An 18,142-nucleotide genomic window follows, 5' to 3' on the forward strand; every position below is an offset into this window, starting at 1 on the left:
CGGCATGCGCGTTCGGTTCGGTTATCAGCTCTCCATCACCGCGCTGTTCGTGGGCGTCGTGCTGTCAGTCGGTCTGGCGCTTGTCTTTCTGAGTTTCGACCGGGCGCGCTCCATCACGCGCACGGCGGCCTTGGCCTTCATCGACCGCGTCGCCGACCATACGGCGGACCGGGTGGACGGGCAGTTCAAGGACGTGCTCGACATTCTCGAGGTGCTGCGGCAGCTTCCGCCCGTCGAAACCGGCGCGATCCTCGACAATCCGCCGCTTTATACCATCCTCGCAGCTCTTCTGCGCCGGCATGGGCAGCTTTACAACCTCTATGTCGGCTATGGCGACGGCGGCTTCATCGAGCTCGATGGCCTCGACCGCGCCGGGTCGGCCTTACGCCGGGAACTCCGCGCGCCGCCAGAGGCCGAGTTCCGGCTCTCGGTCGTCGAGACGCCGCCGGGCGGGACCGAGAGGCAGCGGTTTACCTATTACCTATCCCATGACATGACGGTTCTCGCGCGCGAACAGCGAGCGGCCGATTACGATCCGCGCGAGAGGCCCTGGTACCGCGGAGCCTTTCAGCCGGGCGCCAGCGCGATCACCGATCCTTACGTGTTCAAGGTCGCCGCGCTCATCGGGTATACGGTCAGGGCCCCGTTCACGCAGGGACGAGGCGGGATCGCCGCCGGCGACATCCTTCTCACAGAGACGGATGCCTTCCTGCGCTCCCAGCGGCTCGGCACCTCGGGCGTCGTTTTTCTCTTCGACGACAATGGCCGGATTGTCGCTCATCCGGGAATGTCAGATCTCCTCAAAGCCAGCGCGCCAGACGCCGCGCTCGACCTGCCGCGCCTCGATCAACTCGTGAGCGTCGACATCGCTCGGCCTCTGGCCGCCTGGCGGCAAGGCGGTTCGGCGCAGCAGATCTTCGACACCAAAGACGGCCGGACCTATGTGGCCGCCTTCCGCTCGATCAGAACTGCGGGTGTTTCCGGTCTCCGGCTCGCCGTCATGGCGCCGCTCGATGATTTCTTCGCCGAGATCGAGGCCGGACGGCGTCGGATGGTTCTGCTGGCGCTCGGTTTCGTTCTCGCCGCTTTGCCTGCCGTCTGGTGGATCGGCTCGGTGCTGTCGCGGTCCATGAAGGCACTCGCGCGGGAGACCGACCGGATCCAACGCTTCGACACGGCCGGACCGCCTGTGGAGGTCCGTTCGGTGATCCGGGAGATCGACGATCTCGGGCAATCCGTCGCGACCATGCGGACCGTGGTGCGGACATTCGCGAGCTTCGTGCCCAAGCGGCTGGTGCAGCAGCTCGTCGCCACGGGTGATGCCCTCCGGCTGGGCGGTTCACGTCGCGAGGTCACGATCCTGTTCACGGACATCGCCGGTTTCACCAACATCACCGAGAAGGCGGACCCCGAGCAGGTGATGATCCGCACCTCGCGATATCTGGCTGTGCTGTCGGCGGCGATCACGGAACATGGCGGGACGGTCGACAAATTCGTCGGCGATGCGATCATGGCGATCTGGAATGCGCCCTCGGACGATTCGGATCATGTCGCCCATGCCTGCAGCGCGGTGCTGGCCTGCCGGGAGGCCAACCGAAGGCTGAACATCGAATTCGAAAGAGAAGGGTGGCCGGCCTACCGGACGCGGTACGGACTTCACACCGGTGAGGCGGTCGTCGGCACTATCGGATCGGACGACCGGATGGCTTATACGGTTCTTGGCGCGACCGTGAACCTGGCAGCGCGACTGGAGCCGCTCAATAAGGATTACGGAACCGAGATCATGGTCAGCGATGCAATACGTCGGCAGGTTGCCGACCGCTTCGCATTCCGGCCTATCGACACGCTCACGCCGAAGGGCTTCGCGACGTCGATCCGCATCTACGAGTTGCTGGGTCAATTGGACCGTGAGGGCGAGGGGACATGCGGCTCGATAAAAGCTGGCTGACTATGCGCCAGGCCTGCCATATTTCGGGGCGGAAGGCCGGTTCTACTCCTTTCCGATCAATGCCCTGTCAGACGTATTGAGGCAACCTCATGGACCGGAGCGAGATTGAGGACATCCGAGCCCTGCTGGGTTCCAAGCCGCGGCCCGTCGGATGGGCGGAGCGGCGCGAGCGCATCGACGAGGTAGGATCGGTCTGGCCTGTTGCCGACGATATCGCGCTTGAGCCTGTGGATGCGGACGGTGTCGCGGGCGAATGGTCTCTCGCTCCCGGAAGCGACCCGTCGCGCGTCCTCATGTACTTTCATGGCGGAGGCTATTGCTCAGGGTCGGTCCGCAGCCATCGCCGCCTCGTGACGGAAGCAGGCCGAGCGGCTGGCGTAAGAACACTGGCCCTGAATTATCGGCTGGCACCGGAGCATCCCTTTCCCGCCGCACTGGAAGACGCTCTGAGCGCCTGGCGCTTTCTGAGGGAGCAGGGAATTGCTGCAAAGCAAATCGCGGTTGGCGGCGACAGCGCGGGTGGAGGATTGACCCTTGCCCTGATGGGGCAGCTTCAGAAGGCGCAGGAGGAATTGCCCGCCTGCCTGTGGCTGCTGACGCCCTGGACGGACCTGACCATGTCCGGCACAACTCTCGCATCGAAGGACAGCGTCGATCCTCTCATTCATGGCGGCTATCTCCATGAACTGGCCGATGCCTATCTGCCCGTCGACATGGACCGAAAGGATCCGCGCGTCTCGCCGCTCTATGCCGATCTCAGCGGCCTGCCGCCGACCCTGATCCAGGTCGGCTCGGATGAAACCCTGCTCGCGGATTCCGTGCGGCTGGCCGGCGCTCTGGGAGCTGCCGATGTGGCCGTCACCCTCGAGGTCTGGCCCTATATGATTCACGCCTGGCCGCTATGGAACGCGCATCTGGAACCTGGACGTCAGGCGATTGCCAAGGCCAGCATCTTCATGCGCCAGTATCTGTGACATTCTGAATTCGGCACTGAGCCGTCACGTCTGCGATGCCAAACGGGCGAGGCGCATATGCTCGGTGATATGGCGGCCGGAACCGCTCACATGCTTCGCGATCGCCTGAGCCGCACCCTCGGCATCCTGCGCCTTGATGCAGGCGATCAGCTCCCGGTGCTCCTCCAGCACGTTCGACTGCCGGCTGAGCGAGGTCGGAAAGCGGCGGCTGATGGCCCAGAGGATCTGGCGATGGCGCACCCACAGATCGACCGCATGGCGATTGTAGTGGCGGTCGTACATCAGGCGGTGAAACTGCAGGTCGAGATTGGAATGCTTCATCTGGTCAGCGAAGTTCAGCGCTTCGATCTCCGCCTGGATGCGTTCCAGCTCCTCGATATCGGCCTTGGTGACAATGCCGACGAACCAGCGGGTGAGGGCGGGCTCGATCAGCACCTCGATCTCGCAGATGTCCCGCACGAACTCCTCGTCTATGGGGCGAACCCTGGCGCCGCGGTTGGGAGTCATGAGGACGAAGCCTTCGCCGCGCAATTGCTGCAGAGCCTCCCGCACGGGATTGGTGGATGTGCCCATCCGGCTCGCGAGCTCGGCGACCTTCAGGCGCTCGTTCGGCTTGACGCGCCCATGGATGATGTCGTCGCGCAGCCGCTCGTAGATGGAGGCCTCGCTGTCGTCGCCGAGGTCCTCACGCTCGGGCGGGGGCCTTCGGATGTTGGCAATCATTCTCATGAGGCTGATTTTTATGCACTTTCTGCCGGGTTGCCAAGAGTAAAACCTCTCCGGTCGTACATTCAGATTGACAAATAATGTACGATTTGAAAGCCTTCCGCTGCGAGATCCGAAAGGGCCTCGCTCGGGAGGAAACCGGCAAAAAAGCCGGCCAAGAGGAGGAAGCAATATGGGCTATCAGCAGAAGCTGCCCGGTCTCGTCATGTCGACGGGCCTTCTAAGCACCGTGCTCCTGGGGGCGATGTGTCCGGCCTGGGCCGCTGACTACAAGCAGGCGCCGATGCTCGACGAGCAGGTGAAGGCCGGCAAGCTGCCCGCCGTCGCGACCCGCCTCCCGGAAAAACCCTATGTCGAAACCATGATCGATGGCGTCGGCAAGTATGGCGGCACGCTGCGCACGACGATTCTTGCCAATGGCGACCAGTACAACCTCACCCGCACGATCGCCAACGAGCTGCTTGTGCGCTGGGATCCGCAGTGGAAGAAGGTGGGGCCGTCGCTCGCCGAGGAATTCAAGGCCTCCGAGGATGCAACGACCTACACGTTCAAGCTGCGCAAGGGTCTGAAATGGAGCGACGGCCAGCCCTTCACGGTCGACGACATCATGTTCTGGTACGAAGACGTGTTCATGAACAACGCGCTTTCGCCTGCCAAGAACCCGACCTTCACGGTCGCCGGCAAGCCCGTCAAGGTCACCAAGATCGACGACCAGACGGTCGAGTTCAAATTCGAATCCCCCTACGGCCTCTTCCTGCAGCAGCTCGCATACGGCCAGGGCCACCTGCCGGTCATCTACCCGAAGCACTATCTCAGCCAGTTCCACGAGAAGTATAACAAGGAGGGCATTCCGGCCTTGCTGAAGGCCAATCCGGCCGCCGGTGACTGGGTAGCGCTGTTCAACTCGAAGATCTCGCTGACCTTCCAGCCGCCGTTCTGGCAGAACCTGCAATTGCCGACCCTCAATCCTTGGGTCCTCACGGTTCCCTATGCCGACAGCGAGCGCGTGGTCGCTACCCGCAATCCCTATTACTGGAAGGTGGACACGGCCGGAAACCAGCTCCCCTATATCGACGGCATTACCTGGGCAAAGCTCGACGACCCGCAGCTCATGGCGCTTAAGATGACATCGGGCGAGTTCGATTTCGCCTTCCGCCATATCAACAACGCGACGTTCAAGTCGGTGCTCTTCGACGGCCAGAAGACCGGCAATTACCGTTTCGTCGACGTCAAGGATCTGCCCGCGAACGACGCCGTCATCCAGCTCAACCTGAACTCCACCGATCCGGTCAAGCGTAAGATCTTCCAGAACAAGGATTTCCGGATCGCGCTCAGTCATGCGATCAACCGTCAGGAGATTATCGATCTTGTCTATGTGGGGCAGGGCGCTCCGGCGCAGGTGGCCGTCCAGCCCGAGCATGAGCTTTTCAACGAGCGTCAGGCGAAGCAATACACGGAGTTCGATCCGAAGCGTTCGGCCGAGATGCTCGACAAGATCATGCCGAAGAAGGATGCGGAAGGATTCCGTCTCGACGAGGCCGGCAAGCGTTTCACCATCAACTTCATGGTGGCGGACGTCTTCGGCCTGTCCTACCCGGATGTCGTGCAGATGGTGCAGAAATATGCCAAGGATGTCGGCATCGACATCCAGCTGCGCACCACCGACCGCGCGCGTCTCAACACGATGTGGTATGCGAACGAGCAGGACGCCTATATCTGGAACTGCGTCGGCGGGCTTTCCGAGGTGTACACGGATCCGCGCTGCTATATGCCGTTCCAGAAGGCCGACATCTTCTTTGCGATGAAGTGGAGCGAATGGTATTCGAACCGCTCCACGGGCGAAGAGCCGCCGGAATCGGTCAAGGCGCTGATGGCCGCCTATGACAAGGTCAATGCCGCCGTGACGGACGACGATCGTCGCCAGAAGATGAAGGATTTCCTCAATCTGTCGGCCGACAACTTCCTGAACATCGGCATTTCGCGTCCCATGCCGAAATACATGATGACCTCTAACAACCTGAAGAACGTCGTCAACGGCATCCCGATCACCGGAAACCTCTGGCATCCCGCCCCGACGCTGACCCAATGGTACTTCGACAAGCCGACGAAGTAAGCCTCCTCTCGGCGCTGGTGGCGGCAGGATTGCCGCCACCGGATGCCATTCCGTTTCCATCGAACGGCCAGGTTCATGCTCCGCTTCATCGTCAAGCGAATGATCTTCGCGATCCCGACATTGTTCGCGGTCTCGATCATCGCCTTCATCATCATCCAATTGCCTCCGGGCGATTACCTGACGACCCTGATGGCCGATTGGGCGAGCCAGGGCGGGGCGGTGGAGGCGGGCACGGTCGCGGCCATGCGCGAGCGCTATGGTCTCGATCAGCCGATCTATTTCCAGTATTACAAGTGGATCGCCGGCATTCTCACGCGCGGCGATTTCGGGATCTCCTTCGAGCTCGGAAAGCCGGTGACGGAACTCATCTGGAACCGCCTTGGATTCTCGCTGCTGCTTTCGGTCCTGACGCTCTGCTTCGTCTGGGCGATTGCCATTCCGATCGGCATCCTTTCCGCGGTACGCCAGTATTCGATTTCCGATTACACGGCGACCTTCCTCGCCTTCTTCTTCCTTGCCGTGCCCGACTTCCTGATGGCGCTCTCGGCCATGTACCTCATGTCGGCATGGTTCGGGCAGAGCGTCGGCGGGCTTTTCTCGCCGGATTATGTCGATGCGCCCTGGAGCCTTGGTAAGCTCCTCGATTTCGCTCAGCATGTCTGGCTTCCGGTGGTCGTGATCGGCCTCGGATCGCTTGCCGCGCTGGTGCGCATCATGCGCGCCAACCTGCTCGACGAACTTTCGAAACCCTATGTCACCACCGCGCGCGCGAAAGGCATGTCCGAGTTCGAGCTCCTGCTTCGCTATCCCGTACGTCTTGCGCTCAATCCGCTGATCTCGACCCTCGGCTGGATTTTGCCGGCGGTCATCTCCGGCGAGATCATCGTTTCGGTCGTCATGAGCCTGCCGACGACCGGGCCGCTGCTGCTCCGTGCGCTGCTTGCGCAGGATATGTATCTCGCCGGCTCGCTGATCCTGCTGATCTCCGTGCTTACCATCATCGGAACGCTGATCTCGGACATCCTGCTCGCCATCACCGATCCGCGGATCAGGCTCCAATGACAGATATCGTAAGCCTTCCGCCCGAAACGGGACCTTCGCTCGATCTGCGCAGCAAGGACATGGCCGTTGCCGGCCAGTGGCGCCTGTTCTGGCTCAAGTTCAAGAAGCACAAGGTCGCGCTCGTCAGCCTCTTCGTGATCGTGTTCATGTATCTTGTCGCGGCTCTCGCCGATTTCATCGCGCCCTACGATCCCAATGCGACCAATTCGCGGTTCACCTATGCGCCGCCGCAGGCTCTCTCGCTTATGCTGGCCGGCTCGTTCCAGCCGCACGTCGACCAGCTGAAGATGACACTGAACACCGAGTCGATGCGCCGGGAATTCACTTCCGACCCAACGAAACCACTTTCTGTCTCCTTCTTCGTGCCGGCCCAGCCCTATTATCTGCTTGGCTTCATCCCGATGCAGACCAAGCTGTTCGGTCTCACCAACCCTAAGCCGGGCGACAGCATGTATATCTTCGGTGCCGACCGCCTCGGCCGGGACATCTTCTCGCGGGTCGTGCATGGGGCGCAGGTCTCGCTGTCCATCGGGCTCGTGGGCGTCTTCATGAGCCTGATCCTCGGCGTGACCATCGGCGGCATTTCCGGCTTTTTCGGCGGCTGGATCGATCTCGGCATCCAGCGTCTCATCGAGCTGCTGCGCTCGATCCCTACCATTCCTCTCTGGATGGGCTTCGCAGCGGCCATCCCGGTCGGATGGCCGCCGCTTCGCACTTATTTCGTCATCACGCTGATCGTATCCCTGATCGGCTGGACCAGCCTGGCGCGGGAAGTGCGCGGCAAGTTCCTCTCCCTGAGAAACGAGGATTTCGTGACCGCCGCCCGCCTCGACGGCATGAGCGAGATCGGCATCATCTTCCACCACCTGGTGCCGTCCTTCACGAGCCATATCATCGCGACCCTGACGCTTGCGATCCCGTCGATGATCCTGGCCGAGACCGCGCTGTCCTTCCTCGGAATCGGTCTGCAGCCGCCGATCATCTCCTGGGGTGTCCTTCTGCAAGAGGCGCAGAACATTCGCGCCGTTGCCCAGGCGCCGTGGCTTCTTTTCACCCCGGCTGCCGCCATCGTTATTTCGGTTCTTTCTCTCAACTTCCTCGGCGACGGTCTCCGCGATGCCGCTGATCCCTATGAGTCGGTGTCATGAGCGCCACCAACGGCACGATCCTAAAGGTCAGCGACCTCAGAACCTCGTTTCCGACCCGCACCGGCGACTTCAAGGCCGTCGACGGCGTCTCCTTCGAGCTGAAACGGGGCCAGACGCTCTGTGTCGTCGGTGAATCCGGCTCCGGGAAATCGGTGACGGCCCGATCGATCCTGCAGATCGTCGACAAGCCCGGGCGTATCGAGGGCGGCTCGATCCTTCTGACGCGGGCCGATGGCTTCACCACCGACCTCGCCAGGCTCGACCCGCGCGGCAGGGAAATCCGTAGCGTGCGCGGCAAGGAGATCGCAATGATCTTCCAGGAGCCGATGAGCTCCCTGTCGCCGGTTCATCGCATCGGCACCCAGATTGGTGAGACCCTGCGCATCCATTTCGGAACGCCGAAGCATGAGCAGCGCGAACGGGTTTTGGAACTTCTGCGGCAAGTGGAGATCCCGCGCCCGGAATCGGCCATCGACCGTTATACTTTCGAATTCTCGGGCGGCATGCGCCAGCGTGTGATGATCGCGATGGCGCTCGCCTGCAAACCGTCCGTTCTGATCGCCGACGAACCGACGACCGCGCTCGACGTGACGACGCAGGCCGAGATCCTCGACCTCATTCGGAAGCTGCAGCAGAGCCACGGCATGGCCGTGCTCTTCATTACCCACGACATGGGCATCGTCGCCGAGATCGCCGACGACGTGCTGGTCATGTATCGCGGGAAGGTGATGGAGAGAGGTCCAGTCGAGCAGATCTTCCACGCACCGCAGGACGATTATACGCGCCGGCTGATCGGTTCCGTCGTCAAGCTGGAGAAGAAGGCGGAGGCCCGGGCGGAGCGACCCGGAATCCCTGCCGGGACGCCGCCGCTTCTCGACGTGAAGAACCTCTCCCTGACCTTTCCCTCCGGCCTCAAGGCCGTCGACGACGTGTCTCTTACCGTATATCCCGGCGAGACGCTCGGGGTCGTCGGCGAATCCGGATCGGGCAAGACGACGATGGGACGATGCCTGCTGCGGATCTATGACCCGCAGGCCGGCGCAATCCGCTATCGCCGGCCGGACGGCCAGATGGTCGATATCCGCACGGCTGACAAGGCATCGCTGCAGAAGGTCCGCCGTGAGGTCCGGATGATCTTCCAGGATCCGGTCGGCTCGCTCAGCCCGCGCAAGAATGTCGGCCAGATCATTGCCGAGCCGCTGAAGCTGGCCGGCATGCGGGGCAGGGAGCTCGACGACCGCGTCGCGGAGCTGATGCTGCAGGTCGGCCTCGAGCCTGCCTGGCGGGAGCGCTATCCCCACGCGTTTTCCGGCGGTCAGCGGCAGCGCATCGGCATCGCCCGTGCAATCGCGATCAACCCGCGTCTCATCATTGCCGACGAGGCCACCTCGGCGCTCGACGTTTCGCTGCGCTCGCAGATGCTCGACCTCATGATGAAACTCCAGGACGAGCTCGGCCTCTCCTATGTCTTCATCTCGCACGACATGTCGGTGATCCGCTACATGTGCGACCGGGTCGCCGTCATGTATCGCGGCAAGATCGTCGAGACGGGCGATACCGATCAGGTCATCAACAATCCGGCCCACGACTACACCCGTGCGCTGCTCTCCGCCATTCCCCATCCCGATCCGCGCAATCGGCGCATGCACAACCGGTTCCGGTACGATGCCAGCCGCGTGGTCCCAGCCAACGGATAGACCGATGAAAATCACCGATGTCAAAATCATAGTCTGCTCGCCGGGGCGCAATTTCGTCACAGTCAAGATCTTTACCGATGAGGGGCTGACAGGGGTCGGCGATGCGACCCTGAATGGCCGCGAGAAGGCCGTCGTCGCCTATCTTCAGGACCACCTCGTCCCGTTCCTGATCGGCCGCGATCCGAGCCGCATCGAGGACATCTGGCAGTATTTCTACAAGGGCGCCTATTGGCGCCGCGGCCCTGTCACCATGGCGGCGATCGCCGGCATCGATACGGCACTTTGGGACATCAAGGCTAAGGCTGCCAATATGCCGCTCTATCAGCTTCTGGGCGGCGCGAGTCGCGAGAAGGTGCTGTGCTATACCCACGCCCAAGGCCGCGATATCGCCGAGGCGATCGAAGCGGTCGGCAAGCGCAAGGAGCAGGGCTATAAGGCCATCCGCGTCCAGGTCGGCATCCCCGGGCTTCCGGATGTTTACGGCACGGGCGCCAAATCGGTGACCAACAACGCGTTCGACGATGCTCTCCCGCATGAAGAGACCTGGTCGACATCGAAATATCTGCGCTATGTGCCTGAACTCTTCAAGGCCGTGCGGGAGGCGCATGGCTGGGACCTCGAGCTCCTGCACGATACGCATCACCGCCTGACGCCGATCGAGGCCGCCCGTCTCGGCAAGGATCTGGAATTCGCACGGCTGTTCTGGCTGGAAGACGCTGTGGCCGCAGAGCACCAGGAAGGTTTCCGGCTCATCCGCAAGCACACCACGACGCCGCTGGCCGTCGGCGAGGTGTTCAACACCATCTGGGACGCGCGGCTTCTCATGGAGGAGCAGCTCATCGACTACATCCGCATGACGACGGTCCATGCCGGCGGCGTGACGGCGCTCCGACGCATCATGGATTTCGCTTCCGTCTACAATGTCCGCACCGCATGCCATGGCGCGATGGACATGTCGCCGATCTGCCTCGGTGCCAATCTTCACCTCGATTTGTGGGTCCCCAATTTCGGCATCCAGGAGTATTCCGGCTATCTGCCGCAGATCCTTGAAGTCTTCCCGGGTGCATGGAGCCTTTCGGACGGTTATCTGCACCCGGGCGAGGCCGTCGGTCATGGTGTTGAGATCGATGAGAAGCTTGCGGAGAAATATCCCTATCAGCGCGCTTATCTGCCGGTGAACCGTCTCGAAGACGGCACGCTGTGGCATTGGTAATCAGAGGACGAGATGAAGATCACTGCCATCAAGAGCTATGCCGTCAAGGTCGGCATCCGCAATCAGCTTCTTGTGAAGGTCGAGACGGACGAGGGCATTTTCGGCTGGGGCGAGAGCGGCCTTTCCGGCCGCGAGAGGGCTGTTGTCGGCGCACTCGAGCATTATGCCGAGTTCCTGCGCGGCCGCGATCCGTTCAAGATCGGGGCGCTGTGGCAGGAGATGTATCGCAGCCAGTATTTCGAGGGCGGCCGAGTGCTGCAGGCGGCGATTTCCGCCATCGACATCGCGCTTTACGACGTCAAGGGCAAGGCCCTCGGCGTGCCGGTCTACGAACTGCTCGGCGGAAAGCAGCGCGATCGCATTCCAACCTTCGCCACGACCTTCGCGGAGCCCGGGCCTGCCATGATCGAGCAGGCGCGGATGCTGGTCGAGCATGGCTGGACCGCCATGCGCCTTTCGCCTTCGGGGCACGAGCACAAGGAGATCTACGAGCCGCGCGAGCATATCGCGACCACCGCCAAATGGTGCGTGAAGGCGCGCGAAGCGCTCGGCGAGGATGTCGTTCTCGGAATCGATTATCACCATCGTCTCAGCGTCGCGGAGGCGGCGAGCTTCTGCCAGAAGATGCCCTCGGGCACTCTCGACTTTCTCGAGGAACCCATCCGTGACGAGTCGCCGAGTTCCTACGAGGCTTTGCGTCGCCTGACCGACATTCCCTTCGCGATCGGCGAGGAGTTTGCGTCGAAATGGCAGTTTCAGCCCTATATCGAACGCGACATCCATCAATATAATCGCCTCGATGTCTGCAATGTCGGCGGCCTGACGGAGTCGATGAAGGTCGCGGCCTGGAGCGAAACCCACTACGTTGACATGATGCCGCATAACCCGCTCGGGCCGGTCTGCACTGCGGCGACGATTCATTTCTCGGCGGCTGTGCCCAATTTCTCTTGGCTCGAGACCCGCGCGAGCCCCGCGGAGACGCATCTCGGTTTCGACAACGCCGATTTCTTCCCGGTTCAGCCGCGGCTGGAAGGATCCTACTATCCGGTTCCGGATGCGCCGGGCCTCGGCATCGAGGTCAACGAAGAGCTGATCGCCAGACAGAGTTTCGAGTTTTGGGAGGCGCCGCATCTGAAGCGCCGGGACGGCTCCGTGACCAACTGGTAATCGGCCTGCGGAGACGCTGCGACCCATCGTGGTTTCTGCGTCTCCCACGCCGTTCATGACATCGGCGTGGGCGATCGCCGGCGGATGGTCGCCGATCATGAAAGCCGCAGCGCTTCGATGCTAGGCACCACGTCGTCGGCTCGGCTGGTGCGTACCGGGCAAGGCCGATCTCCAAGGGTTCCTTATCAACTCACTGTAACGAAAGCTCATTTCTTCGCTAATAATTCATATGATTGACTTATTCATTCATATGAATTATCGAGAGGTATGCAATGAGGTGAGCGATGGTTCCGAGACAGCAAGCCAAGGTCATTCGCAGTGACCTGACCCGCGAAAAACTCCTGACGGCCTCCATCGATGTGTTCGGTCGCTACGGCTTTGACGGCGCGACGACCCGGATGCTGACAGACGCGGCGGGCGTGAACCAGCAGGCCATCCCTTACTATTTCGGCAGCAAGGAGGGGCTCTATATCGCGACCGCCGAATTCATCGCCCAGCAGATCGGCGTTCATGTATCTCCCATGCGGGAGAAGGTGAGGGGGCGCTTTCTCCGGGCTGACGAGGCCGGCGACCCGGTCGGTGAGGCGGAAGCGCGGGCCCTTCTCACGCAGATCGTCGAGACCGTGGCGGCCCTCTTCGTCAGCAAGGAGTCGGAGCCTTGGGCCCGCTTCCTGATCCGCGAGCAGATGTATCCCACGGAAGCGTTCCGCCGCATCTACGACGCGGTCATGAGCCCGATGTTCGATGTGGTCGGCAGGCTGGTCGCCATCATGCTTCGCGACGACCCGGCATCCGAGCATATCCGGCTCCGGACATTGTCGCTTCTCGGCAGCGTCCTCGTCTTTCGTATGGCTCATGCCGCCGTGATGGCCAAGCTCGGATGGACTTCGATCGGGCCATCCCAACTCTCCACCATTCAGGCGCATGCCCGGGAGCTGGTCGCCGCGATCGGTCATGAAGGCAAACGGCAATGAACAGGAAGATCGTCGGCATGGCCCTATCCGTCCTGCTGCTTGGTGGGGGCGCGGCATGGTGGTTCAACGTGCCTGCGCAACTGGGTTGGGTGGAGGCCCGACACGACGGGACCACCCTTTATGGGAATGTCGACATCCGTCAGGTGCAGCTCGGATTCCGCGTCGGTGGGCGCATCCTCGAGACCAAGGTTGACGAGGGCGACAGCGTCAGGGCCGGCGACCTGATCGCCCGCCTCGATCCGCAGCCCTACAAGGACGCAGTTGCTGCGGCCGAGGCGCAGGTGCAGAGCCTGCGCGCCACGCTTCAGAAGCTCGAGGCGGGGCCGCGGGAGGCCGAAATCGCCCAGGCCAGGGCCTCCCTCGCAGAGAGCCTCGCTGATCAGCAGAATGCGGAACTTGCCTATGAGCGCACCGAGCGCCTGCGGCCGAACGGCGCCGTCTCCCAGGCCAGCCTCGACCTCGCCACGGCAGCCCGCGACATGGCGCGTGCCAGGGCCAGGTCGGCTCAGGAAGCCCTCAATCTCCTGGAGGAAGGGACCCGCCGGGAGGACATCGATGCCGCCCACGCGAACCTGCAGGCCGCTGAGGCCAATCTGGCCGCCAGCAGGACATCTCTTGCGGATGCCGAGCTTCGCGCGCCGTCGGACGGGATCGTCCTGTCGCGTGTCCGGGAGCCCGGTGCGATCGTGTCCCCGAGCGATATCGTCTACACGGTTTCGCTGACGGGCGATGTCTGGGTAAGGGCCTATGTCGCCGAGCCCGATCTGGGCCGCATCCATCCGGGGATGATCGTCGAGGTGACGACGGACACGGCTCCCAACAAACCCTACAAGGGCCGGATCGGCTTCATCTCTCCTGTCGCCGAGTTCACGCCCAAATCCGTCGAGACGCCGGATCTCAGGACCGATCTCGTCTACCGGCTGCGCGTGATCATAGATCGGCCCGATACGGGACTGCGCCAGGGAATGCCGGTGACCATCCGCTTGCTGGACGATACCGCAACGGCCCGGGCCGATTGAGAATTGTCGCATCAAATGTCGTGAAATTTGCCCGAGCCGGAGAGAGGCAGGACCATGGCTGACACGCCTATCCATGTCGACGATGCCAGACCGGACTTCATTCAGCTCTCCGACGTGACCAAGCGCTTCGGAGTGGCGGCGCCCGCCCTGGACAGGGTGTCCGGCGCTATCCGTGGCGGCGAGATCACCGGCCTGGTCGGCCCCGACGGAGCCGGCAAGACCACCCTGATCCGCCTGATGACCGGGCTCATGGTTCCGGAGGAGGGCTCGCTCACGGTGCTCGGTTTCGACACGATCCGCCAGGCCGCCGAGATCCAGGCTGCCATCGGTTACATGCCGCAGCGTTTCGGTCTGTACGAGGATCTCTCGATCCAGGAGAACCTCGATCTCTATGCCGATCTGCGCGGGCTGCCCAAGGCCGATCGGCCTGCCGTCTTCGACGAGCTTCTGACCTTCACGGACCTGAAGCGCTTCACGACGCGTCTTGCGGGCAAGCTCTCCGGCGGCATGAAGCAGAAACTCGGGCTTGCCTGCGCGCTGCTCAAGAAACCGCGACTGCTGCTGCTCGACGAGCCGGGCGTCGGCGTCGATCCGATCTCGCGGCGCGAGTTGTGGAAGATGGTCGAGGATCTGACGAAGGACGGCATCGGCGTGGTGTGGTCGACCGCCTATCTCGACGAGGCCGAGGCTTGCGACCGCGTGCTCCTGCTTAACCAGGGCAAGCTGCTCTTCTCCGGCAAGCCTGCCGAGCTGACCTTTCGCGTGGACGGACGTGTGTTCCGGCTGACGGGAACCGAGGGTCGGAGGCGGGAGGTGCTGGCGCAAGTTCTCAATCGTGACGGCGTGGTCGATGGTGTCATCCAGGGAGATGCGATCCGTCTCGTGATGAAGGCAGGTGCCGAGGCAGCCGCCGCCATCCCGAAGGATGCCGGTGCCGATGCGAAGATCGAGCCGACGCCGCCACGTTTCGAGGACGCCTTCGTCGACATGCTGGGGGGCGGACCCGGAGGACGATCCAAGCTCGCGGAGGCAGCTCGGCCGCTGCCCGACACGGGCAACAAGGCGGTGATCGAGGCGCATGGGCTGACCAAGCGGTTCGGCGATTTCACTGCCTCCGACAAGATCACCTTCGATATTCCGCGCGGCCAGATCTTCGGTCTGCTCGGGCCGAACGGCGCCGGCAAGTCGACGACGTTCAAGATGCTGTGCGGGCTGCTGAAGCCGACGGAGGGCGAGGGGCGCGTCGCCGGATTCGACCTGCGCCGCGACGGTGCCGAAGCCCGCAACCGGCTCGGCTATATGGCGCAGAAGTTCTCGCTCTATGGCGATCTCAGCGTTGCCCAGAATCTCGACTTCTTCGCCGGGGTCTATGGGCTGTCGGGGCAGCGCAGGCGCGAGCGCATCGCCCTGATGACGGACATCTTCGACTTCAAGGCGCGAGTCGACATGTCGGCTAAGGATCTGCCCCTGGGCCTGAAGCAGCGCCTCGCGCTGGCCTGCGCGGTCATGCACGAGCCGCAGGTGCTCTTTCTCGACGAACCGACCTCCGGCGTCGATCCCATCACCCGCCGCGAGTTCTGGACGCATATCAACGGTCTTGTCGAGAAGGGCGTGACCGTGCTCGTGACGACGCATTTTATGGACGAGGCGGAATATTGCGACCGCATCTCGCTCATCTATCGCGGTCGTTCGATCGCGCTCGGATCGCCCGACGAGCTCAAGGCGAAGGTCGCCACGCCCGAAAACCCCGATCCGACGATGGAGGATGCCTTCATCGCGCTGGTGGAGGCCTCGGAGCCATCGGAAGAAGGGGCTGCCGCATGAGCCGCTCCGATCGCATTCGCAGGCTTGGCACCCTCGTCCGCAAGGAGGTTTACCAGATCGTCCGGGATCCGAGCAGCATTCTGATTACCCTCGTGCTGCCCGTCGTCCTGCTGTTCCTGTTCGGCTATGCGGTCTCCCTGGACACGACGCGTACGCGCATCGGCCTCGTGATCGAGGATATGACGCCGGTGACGCAGGATCTCGCTGCGAGCTTCCAGGCGTCTGCCTATTTCGACGTGGCCTATGGACGTGACCGGAGGGAGTTCGAAGAAGATCTGGTACTCGGCCGCGTTCGCGGCATCGTAATCATTCCGGCGACTTTCGCGGCGGATTTCGCCGCCGATCGGAACCCCGCTCTCCAGGTCATCGTCGACGGCTCGGAGCCCAACAACGCCAATTTCGTGCAGAACTATACGCAGGGCACGGTCGCCACCTGGGCGGCGCTGCGTCGGTCGGAAAGCATGGGAAAGGCTCCTCCGATCACGGTCGAACAGCGCTTCTGGTTCAATCCCGAGCTGACGAGCCGTTTCTTTCTCGTGCCGGGCTCCATCGCCATCGTCATGACGCTCGTGGGAACCCTCCTGACATCCCTCGTCATCGCCCGTGAATGGGAGCGCGGCACCATGGAGGCGGTGATGGCGACTCCGGTCACCGCGATCGAGCTCCTTATCGGCAAGATCGTCCCGTATTTCCTGCTCGGTCTTGCCTCGATGACTCTTTGTGTGCTCCTCGCCGTCTTCGTCTTCGACGTCCCGTTTCGCGGCTCGGTCGTCGCGCTCTATGCGTTGTGCGCGACCTTCCTGATCCCGGCATTGGGGCAGGGGCTTTTGATCTCGGCTGCCACGAAGAACCAGTTCCTGGCTTCGCAACTTGCCCTGATGTCCGCCTTCCTGCCGGCCTTCCTGCTCTCCGGCTTCCTGTTCGAGATCGACTCGATGCCGACGGCGATCCAGTGGATCACGATGATCGTGCCGTCCCGCTACCTGATCCCGAGCCTTCAGACGGTGTTTCTGGCCGGGGACATCTGGCCGATGTTCGGTCAGGCCATCGCTGTCATGCTGCTGATGGGGGCAATCTTGTTCGTGCTCGCCGCCCGCAACATCCGCAAGAGGATCGTCTGACATGTGGTGGACACGTCTCAAGGCGCTGATCCTCAAGGAGCTGCTGGCGGTGCTGCGCGATCCGAGGGCGCGCATCATCCTGATCGTACCGCCGGTGATCCAGCTCGTCGTGTTCTCCTATGCGGCGACCCTGGAAGTGCGCAATGTCGACGTCATGGTGCTCAATCGGGACGCCGGCCGCTGGGGCTACGAGCTCGTGCAGCGGATCGAGGGCTCGCCGACCTTCCGCAAGGTGTCGTTCACCCGCTCGCCGGAGGCCCTGCATGAGGCGGTCGACCGCCAGAATGTCCTCGCCGCCATCCAGATTTCCCCGACGTTCTCGCGCGATATCGAGGCCGGGCAGCCGACGGACGTGCAGGTCATTCTCGACGGGCGCCGCTCGAATGCCTCGCAGATCGTCGGCGGTTATCTCAATCAGATCGTCGCAGGCCTGTCGGCGGACACGCCGGCGGGGCAGCGCGCAGAATCGTCGGTCGTCGGTGTCGTGCCGCGCAACTGGTTCAACCCAAACCTGATCTATCAATGGTTCATGGTTCCGAACCTCATCGGAAGCATCGCCCTTCTGATTGGGCTCATCGTCACCGCCCTGTCGATTGCCCGGGAGCGGGAGCTCGGCACCTTCGATCAGCTGATGGTCTCGCCCCTCAGGACGCATGAGATCCTGATCGGCAAGCTCCTGCCGCCCATGATGATCGGGCTCGTGCATATCAGCCTCTATATCCTCGCCGCCATCGTGGTCTTCGACATCCCGCTGCGGGGCTCGCTCCTGCTGCTCTACGGAAGCTCGATCATCTTCATGGCCTCCATCGTCGGGCTCGGGCTGTTCATCTCCGCCATGTCCATGACGCAGCAGCAGGCGATCCTCGGTGCCTTCCTCGTTCTCGTTCCCGGAATGCTGCTCTCGGGTTTCGCGACGCCAATCGAGAACATGCCGGGCTGGCTGCAGCCGGTGACCTACATCAATCCGCTTCGCTACTTCCTGGTGATTGTCCGCGGCGTGTTTCTCAAGGATATTCCGGTCTCCCAGGTCGTCACGCTGACGATTCCCCTCGCGCTCATCGCAGCCTGCACCCTGAGCACGGCCGCGTGGCTGTTCCGGAAGCGGCTTGAATAGGGCCGCTTTTCGGAAGCGACGGCAGATATGTGTTTGAGTCCA

Annotated in this window: 14 protein-coding genes; 13 read left to right on the forward strand and 1 reads right to left on the reverse strand. The window is 62.6% G+C overall.

Annotated features, from left to right (window positions below; translation table 11 throughout):
* The first annotated feature begins 4 nt into the window (after positions 1-4).
* Positions 5-1,948, forward strand: a complete 1,944-nt coding sequence (locus BB934_RS25100; RefSeq protein WP_099512116.1) for an adenylate/guanylate cyclase domain-containing protein — start codon at positions 5-7, stop codon at positions 1,946-1,948.
* A gap of 89 nt (positions 1,949-2,037) precedes the next feature.
* On the forward strand, positions 2,038-2,922 hold the full coding sequence (locus BB934_RS25105) for an alpha/beta hydrolase (protein WP_099512117.1): 885 nt from the start codon (positions 2,038-2,040) through the stop codon (positions 2,920-2,922).
* Between the two features lie 24 nt (positions 2,923-2,946).
* Here BB934_RS25105 and BB934_RS25110 read toward each other — a convergent pair whose 3' ends face one another.
* Complete coding sequence (locus BB934_RS25110; RefSeq protein ID WP_099512118.1) at positions 2,947-3,651, reverse strand: GntR family transcriptional regulator; 705 nt, start codon at positions 3,649-3,651, stop codon at positions 2,947-2,949.
* 169 nt (positions 3,652-3,820) lie between these two features.
* Between BB934_RS25110 and BB934_RS25115 the strand changes: the two genes are divergently transcribed.
* The 11 genes from BB934_RS25115 (at position 3,821) to BB934_RS25165 (ending at position 18,100) form a co-directional block, all read left to right on the forward strand.
* Positions 3,821-5,761 carry an ABC transporter substrate-binding protein gene (locus tag BB934_RS25115; protein WP_099512119.1) on the forward strand — a complete coding sequence of 647 codons (1,941 nt, stop codon included), beginning with the start codon at positions 3,821-3,823 and terminating at the stop codon, positions 5,759-5,761.
* 75 nt (positions 5,762-5,836) lie between these two features.
* The gene (locus BB934_RS25120) at positions 5,837-6,823 is read left to right on the forward strand and encodes an ABC transporter permease (RefSeq protein WP_099512120.1); all 987 of its coding nucleotides are present in this window, start codon (positions 5,837-5,839) and stop codon (positions 6,821-6,823) included.
* Positions 6,820-7,971, forward strand: coding sequence for an ABC transporter permease (locus BB934_RS25125; protein WP_099512121.1), 1,152 nt, complete (start codon positions 6,820-6,822; stop codon positions 7,969-7,971). The genes BB934_RS25120 and BB934_RS25125 overlap by 4 nt, the downstream gene beginning before the upstream one ends.
* Positions 7,968-9,668, forward strand: coding sequence for an ABC transporter ATP-binding protein (locus tag BB934_RS25130; RefSeq protein WP_099512122.1), 1,701 nt, complete (start codon positions 7,968-7,970; stop codon positions 9,666-9,668). The genes BB934_RS25125 and BB934_RS25130 overlap by 4 nt, the downstream gene beginning before the upstream one ends.
* A gap of 4 nt (positions 9,669-9,672) precedes the next feature.
* Positions 9,673-10,881, forward strand: a complete 1,209-nt coding sequence (gene manD, locus BB934_RS25135; RefSeq protein ID WP_099512123.1) for a D-mannonate dehydratase ManD — start codon at positions 9,673-9,675, stop codon at positions 10,879-10,881.
* Between the two features lie 12 nt (positions 10,882-10,893).
* Positions 10,894-12,048, forward strand: coding sequence for a mandelate racemase/muconate lactonizing enzyme family protein (locus BB934_RS25140; RefSeq protein ID WP_099512124.1), 1,155 nt, complete (start codon positions 10,894-10,896; stop codon positions 12,046-12,048).
* Between the two features lie 284 nt (positions 12,049-12,332).
* Positions 12,333-13,022, forward strand: a complete 690-nt coding sequence (locus BB934_RS25145; RefSeq protein ID WP_099512125.1) for a CerR family C-terminal domain-containing protein — start codon at positions 12,333-12,335, stop codon at positions 13,020-13,022.
* A gap of 17 nt (positions 13,023-13,039) precedes the next feature.
* Positions 13,040-14,041, forward strand: coding sequence for a secretion protein HlyD (gene hlyD, locus BB934_RS25150; RefSeq protein WP_237050094.1), 1,002 nt, complete (start codon positions 13,040-13,042; stop codon positions 14,039-14,041).
* A 54-nt stretch (positions 14,042-14,095) separates the two neighbouring features.
* Positions 14,096-15,865: an ATP-binding cassette domain-containing protein gene (locus tag BB934_RS25155; protein WP_099512127.1), complete on the forward strand. Its 1,770-nt coding sequence runs from the start codon at positions 14,096-14,098 to the stop codon at positions 15,863-15,865.
* The gene (locus BB934_RS25160; RefSeq protein ID WP_099512128.1) at positions 15,862-16,986 is read left to right on the forward strand and encodes an ABC transporter permease; all 1,125 of its coding nucleotides are present in this window, start codon (positions 15,862-15,864) and stop codon (positions 16,984-16,986) included. The genes BB934_RS25155 and BB934_RS25160 overlap by 4 nt, the downstream gene beginning before the upstream one ends.
* Before the next feature lies 1 nt (position 16,987).
* On the forward strand, positions 16,988-18,100 hold the full coding sequence (locus tag BB934_RS25165; RefSeq protein ID WP_099512129.1) for an ABC transporter permease: 1,113 nt from the start codon (positions 16,988-16,990) through the stop codon (positions 18,098-18,100).
* The last annotated feature ends 42 nt before the right edge of the window (positions 18,101-18,142 follow it).

The organism is Microvirga ossetica, from assembly GCF_002741015.1.
GTDB classification, from domain to species: domain Bacteria; phylum Pseudomonadota; class Alphaproteobacteria; order Rhizobiales; family Beijerinckiaceae; genus Microvirga; species Microvirga ossetica.